This is a genomic window from Insulibacter thermoxylanivorax (assembly GCF_015472005.1).
GTDB lineage: Bacteria > Bacillota > Bacilli > Paenibacillales > DA-C8 > Insulibacter > Insulibacter thermoxylanivorax.
This window is the reverse complement of record NZ_BMAQ01000035.1, coordinates 22,064-41,336: the sequence shown is the minus strand read 5'-3', so window position 1 is coordinate 41,336 and position 19,273 is coordinate 22,064. Positions and strand designations below refer to the sequence as shown.

Annotated in this window: 15 protein-coding genes; 14 read left to right on the top strand and 1 reads right to left on the bottom strand. The window is 56.3% G+C overall.

All coding sequences use genetic code 11. The annotated features are described in order from the left end of the window. The first annotated feature begins 91 nt into the window (after positions 1–91). The 11 genes from PRECH8_RS12045 to argH all read left to right on the top strand — a co-directional run bounded on the left by PRECH8_RS12045 (position 92) and on the right by argH (position 13,998). Entirely contained in the window at positions 92–289 is a 198-nt protein-coding gene (locus PRECH8_RS12045; RefSeq protein ID WP_200967355.1) for a cold shock domain-containing protein, read from the top strand. A 247-nt stretch (positions 290–536) separates the two neighbouring features. Next, positions 537–1,091: a ribosome hibernation-promoting factor, HPF/YfiA family gene (hpf, locus tag PRECH8_RS12040; protein ID WP_200967354.1), complete on the top strand. Its 555-nt coding sequence runs from the start codon at positions 537–539 to the stop codon at positions 1,089–1,091. Between the two features lie 191 nt (positions 1,092–1,282). Continuing rightward, a complete protein-coding gene (secA, locus tag PRECH8_RS12035) occupies positions 1,283–3,799 on the top strand; it encodes a preprotein translocase subunit SecA (protein WP_200967353.1) in 2,517 nt (838 codons plus the stop codon). 183 nt (positions 3,800–3,982) lie between these two features. After that, positions 3,983–5,111, top strand: a protein-coding gene (prfB, locus tag PRECH8_RS12030; protein WP_200967352.1) for a peptide chain release factor 2 whose coding sequence is annotated in 2 segments (ribosomal slippage) — positions 3,983–4,057 and positions 4,059–5,111 — 1,128 coding nt in all. Because the reading frame shifts where the segments join, the coding sequence is not laid out codon by codon here. Positions 5,112–5,414: 303 nt separating this feature from the next. Then, positions 5,415–6,470 carry an N-acetyl-gamma-glutamyl-phosphate reductase gene (gene argC / locus PRECH8_RS12025; protein WP_200967351.1) on the top strand — a complete coding sequence of 352 codons (1,056 nt, stop codon included), beginning with the start codon at positions 5,415–5,417 and terminating at the stop codon, positions 6,468–6,470. Positions 6,471–6,607: 137 nt separating this feature from the next. Continuing rightward, complete coding sequence (gene argJ, locus PRECH8_RS12020; RefSeq protein ID WP_200967350.1) at positions 6,608–7,837, top strand: bifunctional glutamate N-acetyltransferase/amino-acid acetyltransferase ArgJ; 1,230 nt, start codon at positions 6,608–6,610, stop codon at positions 7,835–7,837. A gap of 58 nt (positions 7,838–7,895) precedes the next feature. Continuing rightward, the gene (argB, locus tag PRECH8_RS12015) at positions 7,896–8,669 is read left to right on the top strand and encodes an acetylglutamate kinase (RefSeq protein WP_200967390.1); all 774 of its coding nucleotides are present in this window, start codon (positions 7,896–7,898) and stop codon (positions 8,667–8,669) included. A 127-nt stretch (positions 8,670–8,796) separates the two neighbouring features. Further along, positions 8,797–9,957, top strand: a complete 1,161-nt coding sequence (argD, locus tag PRECH8_RS12010; RefSeq protein ID WP_200967389.1) for an acetylornithine transaminase — start codon at positions 8,797–8,799, stop codon at positions 9,955–9,957. 12 nt (positions 9,958–9,969) lie between these two features. Continuing rightward, a complete protein-coding gene (gene argF, locus PRECH8_RS12005; RefSeq protein WP_371871212.1) occupies positions 9,970–10,938 on the top strand; it encodes an ornithine carbamoyltransferase in 969 nt (322 codons plus the stop codon). 34 nt (positions 10,939–10,972) lie between these two features. Continuing rightward, complete coding sequence (locus PRECH8_RS12000; protein WP_200967349.1) at positions 10,973–12,208, top strand: argininosuccinate synthase; 1,236 nt, start codon at positions 10,973–10,975, stop codon at positions 12,206–12,208. 371 nt (positions 12,209–12,579) lie between these two features. Next, positions 12,580–13,998: an argininosuccinate lyase gene (gene argH, locus PRECH8_RS11995; protein ID WP_200967348.1), complete on the top strand. Its 1,419-nt coding sequence runs from the start codon at positions 12,580–12,582 to the stop codon at positions 13,996–13,998. 300 nt (positions 13,999–14,298) lie between these two features. Here the strand turns inward: argH and PRECH8_RS11990 are convergent, their stop codons facing one another. Next, the gene (locus PRECH8_RS11990) at positions 14,299–15,843 is read right to left on the bottom strand and encodes a VanW family protein (protein ID WP_200967347.1); all 1,545 of its coding nucleotides are present in this window, start codon (positions 15,841–15,843) and stop codon (positions 14,299–14,301) included. Between the two features lie 611 nt (positions 15,844–16,454). Here PRECH8_RS11990 and ftsE point away from each other — a divergent pair. The 3 genes from ftsE to PRECH8_RS11975 are packed head-to-tail and all read left to right on the top strand — an operon-like array spanning position 16,455 to position 19,265. Further along, positions 16,455–17,141 (top strand): cell division ATP-binding protein FtsE, encoded by a 687-nt coding sequence (gene ftsE / locus PRECH8_RS11985; RefSeq protein ID WP_200967346.1) that lies wholly within the window; start codon positions 16,455–16,457, stop codon positions 17,139–17,141. After that, the gene (ftsX, locus tag PRECH8_RS11980) at positions 17,131–18,042 is read left to right on the top strand and encodes a permease-like cell division protein FtsX (RefSeq protein ID WP_200967345.1); all 912 of its coding nucleotides are present in this window, start codon (positions 17,131–17,133) and stop codon (positions 18,040–18,042) included. The genes ftsE and ftsX overlap by 11 nt, the downstream gene beginning before the upstream one ends. Before the next feature lie 35 nt (positions 18,043–18,077). Next, entirely contained in the window at positions 18,078–19,265 is a 1,188-nt protein-coding gene (locus PRECH8_RS11975; RefSeq protein WP_200967344.1) for a murein hydrolase activator EnvC family protein, read from the top strand. The last annotated feature ends 8 nt before the right edge of the window (positions 19,266–19,273 follow it).

The following is a 19,273-nucleotide window of genomic DNA, read 5'->3' as shown; positions in this document are numbered from 1 at the left end:
GTGACTTTTGATTGACTTTGGTGTTGGCGAGTGTTATAGTCAACTTGTGAGCGTTAAGCTTACGTATTTGATTACGAAGGGAATGTGTTACATGCAAGGTAAAGTTAAATGGTTCAACGCAGAGAAAGGTTATGGTTTCATCGAGTCTGATGAGGGCGGAGATGTATTCGTACACTACTCTGCAATTCAATCGGAAGGCTTCAAGACTCTTGAAGAAGGTCAAGCAGTTGAATTCGATATCGTGGAAGGCGCTCGCGGACCACAAGCGGCTAACGTAGTAAAGCTCTAATCAACCCCGGTCGAGCTCGACCGCTGGTATAGATTGCATGACTACAGAATCGCGCATTGCACCCCAGGCAACTGGGGTGTTTAATTTTTATGAGGAACAGGAAGAATAGAGCAGGAAGCGGAAGTTTTTGTTGACACATTATTGTTAGAATTGTTAGAAAATTCGGTTAACAATTGTTAAGATGCTTTGAAAGCAGAATATGGGATATGGTATCATATAATTGTAAGTAATGAAGGAGGGATCGAGTATGAATATCCAGGTTCGCGGCGATCAACTTACGGTAACAGATGCACTAAGGGAATATGCTGAGAAGAAGATCAGCAAACTGCAGCGCTATTTTGAAACTCCCCTCGACAACCATGTGAATGTCACCATGAGCGTGAATCGCGGGTTACATACCGTGGAAGTGACGATCCCGCTGCCGGGCGTGATGCTTCGGGCAGAGGAGAAGAGCGAAGATATGTACGCCTCGATCGATATGGTGATCGACAAGCTTGAGAGGCAGATCCGCAAGCATAAGACGAAGATCAACCGTCGCATGAGGAAAGCCGGCGTTCGTACCTTATTTAAGGAGAACGTTGACCTTAACGGCGCGGTGGCGACGGAAGAGGCGGAAGAAGAACTCGAGCTTGTGAAGACGAAGACATTCACATTGAAGCCGATGGACGTGGAAGAAGCGATCTTGCAGATGAACCTCCTTGGCCACAATTTCTTCGTCTTCGCCAATGCTGAGACCGACGATGTGAACGTTGTCTATGTACGTGATGATGGTAAGTACGGCCTGATCGTACCGGCCAGATAAGACAGCTTAGGGAAGACGGAATTTAGTGAATGACCATACGAAACCTATCAGGAGTCACGTCATGTGGCTCCTTTTATATATGGCAGAAGCATGGAGGTATTGACGCATTTTGTAATATGCTTGCTCTAGTTTCTTACTATTGTTACAATTTAAAAATGCGGAACTGTTATGGGAAAGGGGTCTAGAAGACCATGGGACTGTTGACCAAGATTTTCGGCGATGCCAACGAGCGCCAAGTGAAGCGCTTGTGGAAGCGCATCGAACCGATCAATGCGCTGGAGCCGCAGATGGAGAAGCTCTCCGATGCGGAACTGCGCGCCAAAACGGACGAGTTTCGTGAGCGGCTGGCAAAAGGGGAAACGCTGGACGATTTGCTGACAGAAGCCTTCGCTGTCGTGCGGGAAGCGGGCAAGCGGGTGCTGAATATGCGGCATTTTGACGTACAGCTGATGGGCGGCATCGTCCTGCATGAGGGCAATATTGCCGAGATGAAGACCGGTGAGGGGAAGACGCTCGTAGCGACGCTTCCGCTCTATCTCAATGCCTTGGAAGGCAAGGGCGCTCATCTGGTCACTGTGAACGATTATCTGGCACAGGTCGGTCGGAACCTGATGGGACCTCTCTTCGAGTTCCTGGGTATGACTGTCGGCGTAAACTTGCATAATATGTCGCAGGAGGAGAAGCGGGCGGCTTACAACTGCGATATCACATATGGAACGAACAACGAATTCGGCTTCGACTATCTGCGCGACAACATGGTGATGTATAAGGAGCAGATGGTGCAGCGGCCGCTGCATTATGCGATCATCGACGAGGTCGACTCGATCTTGATCGACGAGGCGCGGACGCCGCTGATCATCTCCGGTACGGCGATGAAGTCGACGGAGCTGTACTATGCGGCCGACCGTTTCGTGAAACGGCTGAAGGCCGGCGAGGATTATACCATCGATGAGAAGACGCGCAATGTGATGCTGACGGAGTCTGGCGTGGAGAAAGCAGAACAAGCTTTCAACATCGATAACCTGTTCGACTACGAGCATACGATGATCAACCACCATATCCAGCAGGCGCTGAAGGCGCATGTGATCATGAAGCGTGACGTCGATTACGTCGTGCAGGATGGACAAGTCCTGATCGTCGACGAATTCACCGGCCGGATCATGACCGGACGCCGCTACAGCGACGGTTTGCACCAAGCGATCGAAGCGAAGGAAGGGCTGAAGGTTCAGAACGAGAGCATGACCCTGGCTTCGATCACGTATCAGAACTATTTCCGGATGTATCGCAAGCTGGCCGGGATGACCGGTACGGCGAAGACCGAGGAAGAGGAATTCCAGAAGATCTATGGCTTGAATGTCGTCGTCATCCCGACGAACAAGCCGATGATCCGCAAGGACCTGCCCGACGTCATCTACAAGACGCAGAAGAGCAAGTTCAAGCATGTCGTCGAGGAGATCGTCGAGCGGCATAAGCGGGAGCAGCCGGTGCTCGTCGGTACGACATCCATCGAAACTTCGGAGATGCTCTCCGACATGCTGAAGCGCAGGGGCATCAAACACCAGGTGCTGAACGCGAAGCATCATGCGGAGGAAGCGGAGATCGTAGCCCAAGCTGGACAGCGCGGCGCGGTGACCATCGCGACCAACATGGCCGGCCGCGGTACGGACATCATCCTCGGCGAGGGTGTTGCCGAACTTGGCGGGCTGCATATCATAGGTACGGAACGGCATGAGAGCCGCCGCATCGACAACCAGCTTCGCGGGCGTGCCGGCCGTCAGGGCGACCCGGGTTCGTCGCAATTCTTCCTCTCCTTAGAGGATGACTTGATGCGCCGCTTCGGCATGGAGAACATGCAGAATATCATGGAGCGTCTCGGCTTCGAAGACGACGTGCCGATCGAGAGCAAGATGGTCACGCGCGCTATCGAAGGGGCGCAGAAGCGAGTCGAAGGCTATAACTTCGATATGCGTAAGATCGTCCTGCAGTATGATGATGTGATCAACCAACAGCGGACGGTCATCTACAAGCAGCGCCGGGATATCTTGGAGATGGACGATATCCAGGATATCGTGCTGGGCATGTTGGATGAATTGATCGAGCGCACGGTGGATGCTCATTGCTCCGATAAGGATGTACCAGAGGATTGGGATCTGCAGGGCTTGATCGACTACTGCAATGCGACCTTCCTGCATGAAGGTCAGCTGACCAGAGACGACATCTGGGGCAAAGAGAAGGAAGAGATCGTCGACTATATGAAGGATCTCGTCCGCCGCTTGTATCAGCAGCGCCGCGAACAGCTCGGCGAGGACTTGATGCGCGAATTCGAGAAGGCTGTCGTGCTGCGTGCTGTAGACAGCAAGTGGATGGATCATATCGACGCGATGGATCAGCTGCGGCAGGGAATCCACCTGCGTGCTTACGGCGGTACCGATCCTCTTCGTGAGTACCAATTCGAAGGTTACGAGATGTTCCAGGAGATGATCGCGAAGATCCAAGAACAAGTGGCCATGTACGTCATGAAGGCGCATGTTGAGACCAGCGTGAAGCGGGAAGCTGTGGCCGAAGCACAGGCCGTGTCGACGAACGCGGATCAGAGCAAGTCCGGACCGCGCAGACCGGTCCGCCGTGAGGAGAAGGTTGGACGCAATGAACCTTGTCCATGCGGCAGCGGCAAGAAGTACAAACATTGCCACGGGGCGAGCGCATAGCGCGGCTGCTATGATGCAGTTGCTGAAAAACTTCTGCTGAACTTCTTGGAAATATGGCTCGCGGTTGTTTGCTAGCTAATATTGATCATGGTGACAAGCTTATCTTAAGACCATCTAGGATCTTCTGGGATCCAGTTCATCTATATTCAATTCATTAAAGCATAAGTGACAGAGGTGGATGTTATGGTATTGGAAGCAGAATTAAGACACAGCCTGCATGATGCAGGTGTTCGACTACAACAATTAAGGGGGTCTCTTTGACTTAGATCTCAAGCGCGAACAGATCGCTGACTATGAGGTCAAGATGTCGGCCCCGGACTTCTGGGATGACAATGAACGCGCCCAGAAGCTGATCAGCGAGATGAATGCCGTCAAGTCTGTAGTGACGGACTTTGATTCGCTGACCAGTCAGTATGAGGATCTGCAGCTGTTGGCGGAACTGATCGAGGAAGAGAACGATGAGAGCATGGCAGAGGAACTGCAGGAAGGCATCAAGCAGTTCATCTCCAAGCTGGAATCCTTCGAGCTGACTCTTCTGCTCAGCAACCCTTATGACAAGTACAACGCCATCCTTGAGCTGCATCCTGGCGCCGGCGGCACAGAGTCCCAGGACTGGGCGGATCAGCTGCTCCGCATGTACAGACGCTGGGCGGAGGACAAGGGCTTCAAGGTCGAAGTGCTCGACTATCATCCGGGGGACGAAGCGGGCGTGAAGAGCGTCACCCTGCTCATCAAGGGGCACAACGCTTACGGCTATCTGAAAGCGGAGAAAGGCGTACACCGCCTCGTGCGGATCTCGCCCTTCGATGCTTCGGGACGCCGCCATACCTCCTTCGTATCCTGCGATGTGGTGCCGGAGATCGATGATACGATCGAGATCGAGATCCGGCCGGAGGATCTGCGGATCGACACGTACCGCTCCAGCGGCGCCGGCGGTCAGCACGTCAACAAGACGGATTCCGCGGTGCGGATCACGCATATCCCGACGGGCATCGTCGTCGCTTGCCAGTCGGAGCGCTCACAGATCCAGAACCGCGAACGGGCGATGAACATGCTTCGCTCGAAGCTGTATGAGCGGAAGATCAAGGAGCAGGAAGCCCAGCTGGCCGAGCTGCGCGGCGAGCAGACGGATATCGCTTGGGGCAACCAGATTCGCTCCTATGTATTCCACCCGTACACCATGGTGAAGGATCACCGCACCGGCGTGGAGACGGGGAATATTCAAGCGGTGATGGACGGCGATATCGACATGTTCATCGATGCTTACCTGCGCGGTCAGGTGGCGAAGGACGCGGGCAAGCCGAGCGAATAAGAGTTGTGATCACAAGGATCATGTACACAAGTTCCATTCATAAGAGAACTTATATTTTCATGCCATGAGGAGCCTTCTGGCCGGCGGTATGCCGGCTGGGGGCTCTTTTTGGTTTCATGGGGATGGCACAGGCCGTGATGCCGTCAAGCTGGTCTCCATCTGCGAGATGCTGTTACATATGGTTTTGTTATACTGGCTGGGGAATTTCATAGAGCTGCTAAAAATAATTTCATTTTCATATTGAATCTTTATACACCCAAACGTATAATAATTCATATTAATAATCGTGGAGGTCGGCTGTTTATGACGAATCATCAGAAGCTTCGGATCGGAATCGTAGGATCTACTGGCTACGGCGGGGTGGAGCTGGTCCGTTTGCTGCTCACCCATCCTCTGGTTGAGATCACCTCTGTCATCTCCTCATCGAGCGCCGGAGAGCCCTTCTCCGACGGCTATCCGCATATGACGGAGATCCTCTCGCAGCCGCTTGATCCCGTTGATGTAGAGCTGATCAAGAGCAAGGCGGATCTCGTCTTCACGGCGACGCCGGCTGGAGTGAGCACGGAGCTGGCGCCGAAGCTGCTCGATGCGGGGCTGAAGGTGATCGATCTGGCGGGGGATTTCCGCTTGCAATCAAGGGAAACCTACGAGCGCTGGTACCAGAAGAAGGCGCCGGAAGCGGCTTACTTGCAGAAGGCGGTGTACGGCTTGTCCGAAGTATACGGTGAAGAGGTGGCCGGCGCATCCTTCATCTCCAACCCGGGATGCTATCCGACGGCGACGCTGCTCGGTCTGGTGCCGGCGGTGAAGGCCGGCTGGATCGATCCGGATACGATCGTCATCGATGCGAAGTCGGGGGTATCCGGTGCAGGCCGCGGCGTCAGTCTCGGCGTCCATTATTCGGAGGTCAATGAGAATCTCAAGGCTTATAAGGTCAACAAACACCAGCACATCCCGGAGATCGAGCAGGTGCTGAGCCGCGAAGCGGGGCGGGAAGTGGTGACGACATTCACGACGCACCTCGTGCCGATGACGCGCGGCATCATGAGCTCGATGTATGCGGAGATAAACGGGACGCGGACGGAGGAAGATTTTATCGCCTTGTATCGTGAATATTATGAGGGAAGAAAGTTCGTGCGTGTCCGTAACAAGGGGATCCTGCCGGCGACGAAGGAGGTTTACGGTTCGAACTATTGCGATATCGGATTTGCCGTTGATGCGCGGACGGGCCGGGTCACGATCATCTCCGTCATCGACAATGTGGTGAAGGGTGCGGCCGGCCAGGCGATCCAGAACATGAACTTGATGATGGGCTGGGACGAAACCCTTGGTCTGATGCATGCTCCAATCTATCCGTAAAGCAAAATTTCAAGAATACGCAGGATTTTGACACCGTCACGGGGAATGTATAGGTTTCTGCGGTATTCTGTCATTCATGGATCGTCATGATTCATAGGATGAATCATTCATAAGTCATAATAGAGGGGACGTTAAGTATGTCGAATGAGCTTTATACCGTGATTCCCGATGGTTCGGTGACGACGCCGCGCGGTTTTCGCGCCGGCGGCTTGCACTGCGGCCTGAAGAAGACCGGACGCAATGATCTCGGCGCGGTCGTCAGCGACGTGCCGGCGGCCGCAGCGGGCGTGTATACGACGAATGTCTTCCAAGCGGCGCCTTTGCACGTGACCCGTGAGAGCATCGGCAAGGAAGGCAAGCTGCAGGTGATGATCGTCAACAGCGGCAACGCTAACGCCTGCACCGGCGAGCAGGGCATGGAGGATGCGCGCAGCATGCGCGACGCGGCGGCCCGTGCCTTTGGCGTGGCACCGCATCTCGTCGGCGTCACGTCGACGGGCGTGATCGGCGAGCTGCTGCCGATGGATAAGGTGCTGAGCGGCATCGAGCGGCTGCCCGCCGCCGTCAGCGGGACGCGGGAAGGCAGCGAGGAGTTCTGCCAGGCGATCCTGACGACGGATCTCGTGAAGAAGGAAGCCTGCGTCAGCCTGACGGTGGACGGTATCGAGGTGCATATTGCCGGGGCGGCGAAGGGTTCGGGGATGATCCATCCGAATATGGCAACGATGCTCGGCTTCATCACCACGGATGCGGCGATCGATGCTGAGGCGCTGCAGAGCCTGCTTAGAGAAGCGACGGAGGTCAGCTTCAACATGATCACCGTCGACGGGGATACGAGCACCAATGATATGGTCGTCGCCATGGCCAACGGGCTGGCAGGCAATGAGCCGCTGCACCCGGGGCATGCGGATTGGCCGCGCTTCGCTCAGGCCTTCGTGTACATATGCCGGGAGCTGGCGAAGAGCATCGCCCGCGACGGCGAAGGCGCGACGAAGTTGATCGAGGTGCAGGTTGAAGGCGCTGTGTCCGATGAAGCAGCGCGGGTCATCGCCAAGACGGTGATCGGCTCGAGCCTCGTGAAGTCAGCAGCCTTCGGCGCCGATGCCAACTGGGGGCGCATCATCGCTGCGATCGGTCGGGCTGGTCAGCCGGTGAATCCCGATACCGTGGATATTCGCATCGGCGAGATCGTGACTTTGCAGCAATCGCGTCCCGTGCCCTTCGATGAGGAGCAGGCGACGGAGTACCTGAAGGGGGACACCGTCGAGATCCATATCCATCTGCATCAAGGTGACGGTCGCGCCACGGCGTGGGGATGTGACTTGACTTACGAATACGTGCGGATCAATGCTGCTTATCGAACTTGAGATGGACGCAGGAACGGAGTGAATCGATGTGGGGAAACGGGAGAGACAGTGCTTCGTGATGAAATGCGGCGGCAGCACCCTTGCCGCGCTGCCGGAGGTGTTCTTCGAGGATCTATGCAAGCTGCAGGAGGCGGGGACGATCCCCGTCATCGTGCACGGCGGGGGACCGGCGATCAACGAACTGCTTGAAGCGATGCAGATCGAGACGGAATTCGTCGGCGGCCTGCGCCGCACGGACGAGCGGGTGCTGGGCGTCGTCGAGATGGTGCTGGGCGGTCAGATCAACAAGCAGATCGTGCGCCGCATCGCCAAGGCCGGCGGCCGGGCGATCGGTCTCTCGGGGATCGACGGCGGCTTGATCCGCGCCGTACCCGCGGCCAACGCCCATGAAGTCGGCCTTGTCGGCGACGTGCGCGATGTCGATGCGGCGATTCTGCACGGCATCATCGATATGGGTTTCATGCCGGTCATCGCGCCGCTCGGCATCGATGAAGCGGGACAGCATTATAATATCAATGCGGATACAGCGGCCGGCGCCGTGGCCTCCCGCCTCGGCGTGCCGCGGATGATCGTGGTCACCGATGTGCCGGGGATCCTCAAGACGATCGAAGGCGAGAAGCGCGTGCTGCCGGAGGTGACGGTGCAGGAGATCGAAGAGATGATCGCAAGCGGCGAGATCTACGGCGGGATGATCCCGAAGGTGCGCGCGGCGATCCAGTGCATCCAAGGCGATGTGCAGGAAGTCGTCATCGTCGACGGCGCGGAGCCTCGGGTGCTGAGCCGTGTCCTGGGCGGAGAAGCGCTTGGCACGCGGATTATCAAGGAAGGCTGATCGAGAAGCAGGGAAGGCATCATAACAGGAAATATAATGGGACCCGTGCTTGTTGCGGGCGTTATTTGATATATTTGAGATAAGGTGAGGAGTGAATGCGGTGGAGAACGGAAGCGTGAATCAGGCGATGTTCCCGACGTATGCCCGCTATCCGCTGACGATCGTCCGCGGGGCTGGCAGCAAGCTGTGGGACGCACAGGGGGAAGAATATCTCGACTTCTCGAGCGGGCTGGCGGTGACGAACCTCGGCCACAGCTTCGAGCCGGTGAAGGAAGCGCTTAAGAAGCAGCTCGACGAGCTGTGGCATGTGTCGAACTTGTTCCACACGGTTCCGCAGCAAGAGCTGGCGGCGCTGCTCACCGAGCATACCTGTGCGGATCTGGTGTTCTTCTGCAACAGCGGCGCGGAGGCCAATGAAGCGGCGATCAAGCTGGCACGCCGCTATTATCAGCATGTCCGCGGCGAGAACCGCTATGAGATCATCACCTTCAAGCAGTCCTTCCATGGCCGGACGCTGGCGACGCTGACAGCGACGGGCCAGGACAAGGTGAAGGACGGATTCGCTCCGCTTCCGGAGGGCTTCTATTGCGAAGCTTTGTACAATGATCTCGAATCGGTGAAGGCAGCGATCAATGAGCGCACTTGTGCAGTGATGCTGGAGCTCGTGCAGGCGGAAGGCGGCGTTATCCCGGCTGATAAAGAATTCGTGCAGCAGCTGCGCCGGCTGTGCGATGAGCATGATCTTCTGCTCATCTTCGATGAGGTGCAGACGGGCATGGGACGCACCGGCACGTTATTTGCTTATGAGCAGTACGGCATCGAGCCCGATATCTTCACCGTCGCGAAGGGCCTCGGCAACGGCTTCCCGATCGGCGCGATGCTGAGCAAGGCGAAGCTTGTTGAAGCCTTCGGACCGGGCAGCCATGCGACGACCTTCGGCGGCACGCCGATCGCAACGGCGGCAGCGAAGGCGGTGCTGACGTATATGATCGAGCACCGGGTGCCGGAGCAGGCCCGGCAGATGGGCGAGTATCTCCTCGGCAGGCTGCGGGAGGAACTCGGCGGGCATCCGTATGTACAGGAAGTGCGCGGGCTCGGCATGCTGATCGGCGTCGTCTGCAAGGGACCAGCAGCGGACCTGATCAAGGCCGCCCATGAAGAGCGGCTGCTCGTCGTGCCTGCAGGGCCGAACGTCGTTCGTCTGCTGCCGAATCTCCTGCTGACCAAGGAGGAGGCTGAACAGGGCATTCAGATCCTCACACGCGTATTTCGAAGCCAGCGATCCTAAGGAGGGTACTACATGAACCAGATGTTGACGGAAACCCAGAAAGAAGAAATCGCACTGGGGCTAAAGGGCCGCGATTTTATCGCGTTGATCGATTATACACCGGAGGAGCTGCGCTATCTGATCCAACAAGCGATCGAACTCAAGCGCATGCAGAAGGCAGGAGAAGTGTATCAGCCGCTGCGCGGCAAGACGCTGGGCATGATCTTCGAGAAGAATTCTACCCGTACCCGTGTCTCCTTCGAGGTCGGGATGTATCAGCTGGGCGGTCAAGCGCTGTTCTTAAGCGGTCAAGATCTGCAGCTCGGCCGCGGGGAGACGATCATGGACACGGCGCAGACGCTGTCGCGTTACTTGAACGGCATCATGATCCGCACTTATGCACACAAGACGGTGATCGAACTGGCGCGGGGGGCGACGATCCCCGTCATCAACGGCCTCACGGATCTGATGCATCCTTGCCAGGCATTGGCGGACTATCAGACGATCTACGAGAAGAAGGGCAAGCTGGAAGGGTTGAAACTCGCCTATATCGGCGATGGCAATAACATGTCCCATTCGCTGATGATGGGCGGCAGCAAGCTCGGCGTACATGTCGCTGTGGCGACGCCGGAAGGCTACGAGCCGGATGAGGAGATCGTGAAGATGTCGCAGGAGCAGGCGGAGCAGACCGGCGGCCGGATCACGCTGCACCGCGATCCGAAGGAAGCGGCGGCGGATGCGGATATCATCTACACGGACGTGTGGGCGAGCATGGGCTTCGAACAGGAACAGGAAGAGCGGGAGAAGGCCTTCCGCGATTATCAGGTGAACGATGACCTCGTCCGCTATGCGAAGCAGGATTATCTGTTCATGCATTGCCTGCCGGCACACCGCGGAGAGGAAGTGGCGGAATCGGTCATCGACGGTCCGAACTCGATCATCTTCGATCAGGCGGAGAACCGTCTGCATGCGCAGAAGGCGATCATGGCAGCGATTATGTAATGCGGATAAGTTATAGATAAGGGAGATGGCTGAGATGGCGAAGAAAAAAATCGTACTGGCATACTCCGGCGGCCTGGATACATCGGTGATCCTGGCTTGGCTGAAGGAGAAATATGACGCGGAGATCATCGCTTTCACCGCGGACATCGGACAGAAGGAAGAGCTGGAGGGGCTGGAGGAGAAGGCTCTGGCCACCGGTGCTTCGAAGGTTTATATCGATGATCTGCGCGAAGAATTCGCGCGGGACTTCATCTTCCCGATGTTCCAAGCAGGTGCTCTGTATGAGGGGCAGTATCTGCTCGGCACGAGCATCGCGCGGCCGCTGATCACCAAGCGGATGGTGGAGATCGCGCGGCAGGAAGGCGCCGATGCGATTGCCCACGGCGCGACAGGCAAAGGCAATGACCAGGTGCGTTTCGAATTGGCGGCAGCGGCGCTGGCACCGGAGCTGGAGGTGATCGCGCCGTGGCGGATGGATGAATTCCGCGAGCGCTTCCCGGGACGGGCGGAGATGATCGCCTATGCGGAGGAGCACGGGATCCCCGTTGTGGCAACGGCGGAGAAACCGTACTCCATGGACCGCAACCTCCTGCATATCAGCTATGAGTCGGGAGTGCTGGAGGATCCATGGTTCGATGCCAGCTCCGAAGAGATGAAGGATATGTACTTACTGAGCGTATCGCCGGAAGATGCGCCCGATGAGCCGGAGTACGTAGAGCTGGAATTCGAGCAGGGGAACTGCATCGCGATTAACGGGGAACGGCTGAGCCCGCTGGGCGTGATGGAGAAGCTGAATGAACTCGGCGGCAAGCACGGCATCGGCCGCGTCGATATGGTGGAGAACCGCTTCGTCGGCATGAAGAGCCGCGGGGTCTATGAGACGCCGGGCGGCACCATCTTGTTCGTCGCGCATCGCAAGATGGAGTCGCTGACGATGGACCGCGAGGTCATGCATCTGCGGGATTCCCTCATTCCGCGTTATTCTGAGCTGGTGTACAACGGCTTCTGGTTCGCGCCGGAGCGGTATGCCCTGCAAGCCCTGGTCACGGAGAGTCAGAAGAATGTGACAGGAACCGTTCGTTTGAAGCTGTATAAGGGCAATGTGATCAGCGCCGGCGTGAAGAGCCCTGTCAGCCTGTACAATCCCGATATCGCGACGATGGAGGCGGACCCGGCACAGGCATACAACCAGAACGATGCCACGGGCTTTATCCGCCTGCATGCTCTGCGCTTGAAGATCGCGAGCGGGGTCGAGCAGCAGAAGAAGTAAGGCTCACAGAAGCAGTAAGACTCGCTGCAGTAAGGTTTGTGGATCAGCAAGATTTGCTGCGGAATTCCACGACTGTCCACCGGGTGCGGCAGGGCGAATGCGCACCCGGTTTTATTGTTGCGCGGATGCAGTTCTGGGTGATGCTGCCGGCTATTAGGCCGTCTAGGACGCAGGCTGTAATTTTTGTCGCAGGATGAGGGATCTTTTTGACGGTTCGTTGTTGAGTTCGACAGGATTTTCTTGTATATAAAGGAATGGATGAAACAGGCTTATCGCTGAAGTGATCTGCATCTGCAGGGATCTATGCTGCGGGTGCTCGGCTGACTGCTTGCAAGCGGTCGGATGGTGACAGCAGAAAGGGGTCATGGAGCATGTCGAAGTTATGGGGCGGACGTTTTACGAAGAAGACGGATCAGTTGGTGGAGGAATATACAGCCTCGATCACCTTCGATAAAGAATTAGCCGAAGAGGATGTGCAGGGCAGCCTCGCCCATGTGGCGATGCTCGGCAAGTGCGGCATCCTGCCGCAGGAAGATGTGGAGAAGATTCAGGAGGGCTTGCACCGCATCCTGCAGCGCATCCGCAGGGGAGAGGTGGAGTACTCGATCGCAGACGAAGATATTCATATGAACATCGAGAAGATGCTGATCGAGGACATCGGGCCCGTCGGCGGCAAGCTGCATACCGGCCGCAGCCGCAACGATCAGGTCGCGACGGACATGCACCTGTACCTGCGCAAGCGGGTCGTGGAGATCGTCGGCCTGCTGCACAAACTGCAGGAAGCCCTGATCGAGCAAGCCAAGGCGAATGTGGAGACGATCGTGCCGGGATATACCCATCTGCAGCGCGCTCAGCCGATCTCCTTCGCCCATCATATGATGGCTTATGTCTCGATGTTCCAGCGGGATATCGAGCGGCTGCAGGACAGCTACAAGCGGATCAATGTCTTGCCGCTCGGTGCTGGAGCGCTGGCGGGGACGACGTTTCCGATCGATCGCCGCTATGTGGCGGAACTCTTGGGCTTCGATGGAGTATATGAGAATAGCCTGGATGCAGTCAGCGACCGGGATTTTATCGTTGAATTCCTGGCGGCGGCCGCGCTCATCATGACGCATCTGTCCCGCCTGTGCGAGGAGCTGATCCTGTGGATGAGCACGGAGTTCCAGTTCATCGAATTGGACGACGCCTTCTGCACGGGAAGCAGCATCATGCCGCAGAAGAAGAATCCCGACGTCGCTGAGCTGGTGCGGGGCAAGACGGGGCGCGTATACGGCCATCTCATCGGTCTCCTAACGACGCTGAAGGGATTGCCGCTGGCGTACAATAAGGACATGCAGGAAGACAAGGAAGGCATGTTCGATACGGTGCGCACGCTGCAGGGAGCTCTGCAGCTCATGGCTCCGATGATCGCGACGATGAAAGTCAATGCCGATCGCATGCGGGCGGCGGTGTACCAGGATTTCTCCAACGCGACGGACATCGCGGACTACTTGGTGAACAAGGGAATTCCCTTCCGCCAGGCGCATGAGATTATCGGCAAGATCGTGCTGTACTGTATCCAGAACAACAAGTATCTGTTGGACTTGGAATTGGCGGAGTTTAACCAGTTCTCGAAGCTGTTCGATGAGAAGATCTATGACGTCTTGCAGCCGATGAACGTGGTGAATGCTCGCAATGTATACGGCGGTACGGCGACGAATCAGGTGCGCGATGCGATCGCCCGCGCGGAGTCGATGCTCGCAGCCACCGCCGGCTGGGTTGAAGAATACACGGCGAAGAATGCCCAATGAGCGGACATTGATCCGAATCCGCGACATGAAACAGTGTTATGTAACAGCGATAACGAAACAGCCCTGCAACGTGCGGTGCACGGCTGGATCAACGGCTGGGACAATGGCAGGATGAAACGGTTTAAGGATCTGCAGCTGGAATCTTGAGCATAGGGCTGCAGCGATATGACGGCGTCACACATGCAGATGCATACGGGTGCAACAGCAAGGATTAGTTCGTGTGTTATGAACTGGCGAGCATCGGGTTTGTCGGCGGCACGAGGGGTGCGCTTGGCAGGCCCGATGCATTTTTATTAAGCATTAAAATGTGCTCTGGATGCCGTCTTCGACCGGCGCTTCTTTACCGCCTGCATGCGGTCCGGTGTCGGGATGTGCATCGGGGTCGGCATCGCTGTCCGGCAGGGAGCCGCTGCCATCGCCGTCGCCTTGATCGCGCTCCGCTCCATCCGGTCCTACGGCGACCAGCTGTTCTTGGGCGCGGTAGGTGTCGCGCGAGATCCATTCGGTGCGGACAAGCTCCCCATGTTCATATACCTTGCGGTGCGTCTCGACGATGTAGCCGGGTTTGCCCTTCTGGATGATCTGCTCTTGCCCCGGCGCCAATGAGGCATTGACCACAACCTTCACCGGAGGCGGCACGATCTCGACGACTTTCGATGAGACTTCGTAGGTGATGGAGCTTGGCATCTTGCCGAACAGCTTGATGGTCAGCTGGTGGTTCTTCGTTTCGGCTTTGATCAGCAGATGGGCATCGGTGTTATTGCGGAATTTAAAATTAATCCAGCCGGTGGCGTACGTGGCGTCGAGCCCTAGAGGAACGTAGCCGACGGGGAGGGAATGGTTCCGCCGCTCGACGATCTCCAGATCGGTCCTGAGCAGGGCGTTGTACAGCGTGGAGGTGATCTGGCAGATGCCGCCGCCGATGCCGGGGACCAGCCGGCCGTTCACGATGACGGGCGCTTCGCGGTAGCCGTGCTCGACTTCCGTTGCGGCGACGATCTGTTCGTAGTCGAAGATGTCGCCCGGCGCTAAGATCATGCCGTTGATGACGGAAGCCGTCGCTTCGATGTTATGCACCCTGCCCGCACTGCTGCCGGAATAGGATGTGGTGTATTCCGCGATCTTGCGCTCGATGCCCTCAGCGCGCAAGCTCTCGACAGTAACCGGCGGCCGGATCGTCACGATCGGCAGATCAAGGAGGATCGGCGGGGGCGGCGTCAGCGGCAGGTCGGTGTGAAGCAGGATCGCTGCTTGGACTTCCCTGCTTAGCCGCTTGAGATCCGCGCGATAAGCGTTCACCTCGGGGATGTAGACGACTTCATCGCGTTCATTGATGAGGCGCCGGGCGGGGACGGGTTCCCGCGTTAACATGTTCCACTCGGCCTCGAGGGCTTGCTTGAGCAGCGGTTCATCCACCGCCACTTGAAACGAGTAAGCGGAGCCGCGCATCGCCCAGTGTTTGCGCAGGCGTTCGAACCAGCTGCCTTGCTGCAGGTCATGAAGATCCGTCAGGATCTTGTCCGCCTGAACCGCGGCGCCCAGTTCCTTGAGCGTGAAAGAAGCGCCCTTCACCTCATCGATATCCGACTGGATGATGATCTGCTGATGCAGCAGCGCGTCGATCCTGGCTTCCAGATGATCATGGAAGGCTTCGATTCGCAGACCGCCGAGGTCCCATTCTCCGAGATTCACCCCTTTGGGCACGCGGTCTAGATCGACGGCGGCAAGAACGGCTGCGAATGCCGCTCCGACAGTAAGAAGGATACAAAATAACAGCAGCCAGAGCCACTTTAGACTTCTTCGATGGGAAGCGGGATTGACGTTCCTTTGAAACTTCGCTTGCATGGCTGGTTCGCCCCCTGCTCGGGATCTGATATCGTAGGCGCCGCGTCCTTGCGTCAGGTGTGCTTGCGTTAAGTGTCCTTCCGCGAGATGAAAGCCGCTGTTGATATGTATATGCAGCAGATTGCAGAAGTGTGACAAGGCTGCGGTTCGGCGGGCACTGATGCGGGACGGGCGGACTGCTGAGGGATTAATAAAGGAAGCCAAATCGCCTTATTTCGCGGAATTGTTAATTTTATGCGGTTTAAGGGAAGTCGGATTTCTGCTATTTTTGAAGATAGGCTCAAAAACTTGCCGTTTCCGTCCGATTTCCAACAATAGAGGAAGTTTGGGTTCTGCTATTTTCGAGAAAAAGGCATATTGCCGGAAACAGCGGAAATTGAAGTGTCACTATCTCGAAGGCATTTCATTCGAAAGCATGCTTTTGAAGGCAAGCTTTCGAGGGCAGTCTACCGGAGATCGGCTTGAAGTCAGGTCCTCTTCTGACATTGGTGTCATATGTGCGACTGACGGATCAATTTGCGTTGGAATATGTTGTTTTTTCAATTTCCTTAAAGGAATTAGCCGCAAGGTGTCGAAATTATAAAAGCTAACAACGTTCAGGATGTGATACTGTGATAGAAATGCAAGACGTTTGGAAGACATACCCTGACGGTACACATGCTTTGCGAGGCATCTCGGTCAAGGTAGATTCCAATGAATTCGTCTACGTTGTAGGACCATCAGGTGCAGGTAAATCCACGTTTATGAAATTGATTTATAGAGAAGAACGCCCTACCAAGGGTCAGATATTCGTCGACAATTTCAACCTGGCTAAGCTCAAACGGCGCAAGATCCCGTATCTGCGCAGGAATATCGGCGTCATCTTCCAGGACTTCCGCTTGCTGCCGAAGCTTACGGCAGCAGAGAATGTCGCCTTTGCGATGGAAGTGATCGAAGCGCCGCCGAAGCTGATCAAGCGCCGCACAGCTGAAGTGTTGGAACTTGTCGGCTTAGCAGATAAGAAGAATTCCTATCCGTCCCAACTGTCCGGCGGGGAGCAGCAGCGCGTCGCCATCGCCCGTGCGATCGTCAACAACCCGGCGGTCATCGTAGCGGACGAGCCCACGGGAAACCTCGACCCCGATACCTCTTGGGGGATCATGCGGCTCCTGGAGGAGATTAACTATCGCGGCACCACCATCGTCATGGCCACCCACAACAAGGAGATCGTGAACACGATGCGCAAACGCGTCATCGCCATAGAGAACGGCGTCATCGTGCGCGACGAGCAGCGAGGTGAGTACGGCTATGAAGATTAGCACCTTGGGCCGCCACCTTCGTGAAGGCATCCGCAGTATGCTGCGCAACGGCTGGATGACCTTCGCCTCACTCAGCTCAATCGGCATCTCACTGTTTATCCTCGGAGTATTCGTTCTATTAACCACGAATGTCAACTACATAGCAGAACATGTAGAAAGCCAAGTTGAGATTCATGTCTATCTGAATCTGGACATCGAAGATTCAGAGGTCAGCCGGATTCAGAACAGCATCGGTTCGATGCCGGAAGTGGACAGGATCACCTTCGTTCATAAGGATGAGGGGCTGGAGATCTTGAAGCAATCGATCGGCGAAGAATGGGTGGAAGGCTTCGAAGGCGATACCAACCCGCTGCCGCACGCCTTCACCGTGCAAGTGAAGGAGCCGGAGCAGGTGGGTATGGTGGCGGAGAAGATCTACGGATTGAATGATCTGTTCGATCCGCCGCCGATCGACGAGGTGAATTACGGGGAAGAAACCGTGGAAGATCTGTTTGCGCTCAGTAACTTCATCAACCGCGTCGGCCTGGTGATCGTCGTCGGGCTGGCGATTACAGCGATGTTCCTCATCGCGAATACGATTCGCCTGACGATCATGGCCCGCCGCAGAGAGATCGGCATCATGAAACTGGTCGGTGCCACCAACGGCTTCATCCGCTGGCCGTTCTTCGTCGAAGGCGCAATCGTCGGCTTCATCGGCGCCGTGATCCCGCTGGCGGTGCTGCTCATCGGATACGACCGGATTACGAATTCACCGCGGGACAACCTCAGCTTCATGGCGATGATCAATCTGCGGCCGCTTGAGGATATCGCTGTGCCGCTTTCGGCTCTGTTGATCGGCTTGGGTGTATTGATCGGAGTCACAGGGACGCTCATGTCGGTGCGCAAGCACCTGAAGGTATAAGATACCGGGATAATCAGATCAGGGAGGAGTTACCGTTGCTGAAGAAGAGGACTTTCATTCCGATGATATTGATCGCCGTGCTGGTCGGACTCACCTTCACATCGACCCCGGGATATGCGCTCTCTGAGTATGAGAAGGTCCAGCAGGAATTGAAGAGAGTTCAGCAAGAAGCCGCCAGAAAGGCTCGCGAACAGAGAGAGGCAGAGCGCATGCTCTCCAAGCTTCAGCAGGAGAAGAATCAGACGCTGCGGGATCTGAACCGGATCAATGCGGATCTGGAACAGAATTCCCTCGAGATGATGGAGCTGGAATCCCAGATCCTCGATACGGAAAATGCCCTCATGGATGCGAATGAGCAGCTTGCGGCTGTGAACAAGCGGATCGAGGAGCGGGACGAGCTGATCCGCGACCGGCTTCGGCTGATGTACAAGAAAGGCGAGGTTAAGTATCTGGAAGTGCTGATGAACTCGGCGAGTTTCTCGGACTTCCTGGATCGTATGCATTATCTGAACATCATCGTCAAGCAGGATCAGAAGATCCTGGAAGAACAGAAGGCGGATAAGATCGTCAAGGAAGAGAAACAGCAGGAGATCGCAACTCATCTGGCGATGCTGGAAGGCATGTATGCCGAGCTGGAGAAGAAGCGTATTGAATTAGAGGAACTGCGCAGACAGAGAGAGGTACAGATCGCCAGCATTCAGTCGCAGGAAGAGCACTACGAGCATATCTCTGAGGAAGCAGAGCGGCTCGTCATGGAGCTGGCGGCGAAGGAAGCCGAATTGAACAAAAAAGCTCAAGCATTGCGGGCAAAGGCGGGCAAGCTGGCCTATCCGCTGCCTAAGAAATATCGCGTCTCTTCCAATTTTGGACCGCGTGTCGATCCGATTACAGGCAAGAAGGGTGCCCATCACTCGGGAATAGATATTGCCGCACCGGGGGGCACCGATATCCTGGCTGCCGGGGACGGCGTCGTACTCGCCGCACAGTGGGTGAACGGTTACGGGAACTACGTCATCATCGACCACGGCGACAATGAGAAAGGTCAGAGTGTTTGGACGCTGTACGCGCATATGTCCAAGATCTCTACGAAGAAAGGCGCTAAGGTCAAAGCCGGCGAGAAGATCGGCGAAGTCGGTTCCACCGGGCGTTCGACGGGCAACCATCTGCATTTTGAAGTGCGGATCAATCAAGTTGCCGTAGACCCTGCTCCATACATTAATTAAATGTTATA

What these genes read in the sequence shown, in the direction of transcription:
- PRECH8_RS12045 (WP_200967355.1), top strand. Translation starts at nt 92, where the DNA reads ATGCAAGGTAAAGTTAAATGGTTCAACGCAGAGAAAGGTTATGGTTTC.
- hpf (WP_200967354.1), top strand. Translation starts at nt 537, where the DNA reads ATGAATATCCAGGTTCGCGGCGATCAACTTACGGTAACAGATGCACTA.
- secA (WP_200967353.1), top strand. Translation starts at nt 1,283, where the DNA reads ATGGGACTGTTGACCAAGATTTTCGGCGATGCCAACGAGCGCCAAGTG.
- argC (WP_200967351.1), top strand. Translation starts at nt 5,415, where the DNA reads ATGACGAATCATCAGAAGCTTCGGATCGGAATCGTAGGATCTACTGGC.
- argJ (WP_200967350.1), top strand. Translation starts at nt 6,608, where the DNA reads ATGTCGAATGAGCTTTATACCGTGATTCCCGATGGTTCGGTGACGACG.
- argB (WP_200967390.1), top strand. Translation starts at nt 7,896, where the DNA reads ATGAAATGCGGCGGCAGCACCCTTGCCGCGCTGCCGGAGGTGTTCTTC.
- argD (WP_200967389.1), top strand. Translation starts at nt 8,797, where the DNA reads ATGTTCCCGACGTATGCCCGCTATCCGCTGACGATCGTCCGCGGGGCT.
- argF (WP_371871212.1), top strand. Translation starts at nt 9,970, where the DNA reads ATGAACCAGATGTTGACGGAAACCCAGAAAGAAGAAATCGCACTGGGG.
- PRECH8_RS12000 (WP_200967349.1), top strand. Translation starts at nt 10,973, where the DNA reads ATGGCGAAGAAAAAAATCGTACTGGCATACTCCGGCGGCCTGGATACA.
- argH (WP_200967348.1), top strand. Translation starts at nt 12,580, where the DNA reads ATGTCGAAGTTATGGGGCGGACGTTTTACGAAGAAGACGGATCAGTTG.
- PRECH8_RS11990 (WP_200967347.1), bottom strand. Translation starts at nt 15,843, where the DNA reads ATGCAAGCGAAGTTTCAAAGGAACGTCAATCCCGCTTCCCATCGAAGA.
- ftsX (WP_200967345.1), top strand. Translation starts at nt 17,131, where the DNA reads ATGAAGATTAGCACCTTGGGCCGCCACCTTCGTGAAGGCATCCGCAGT.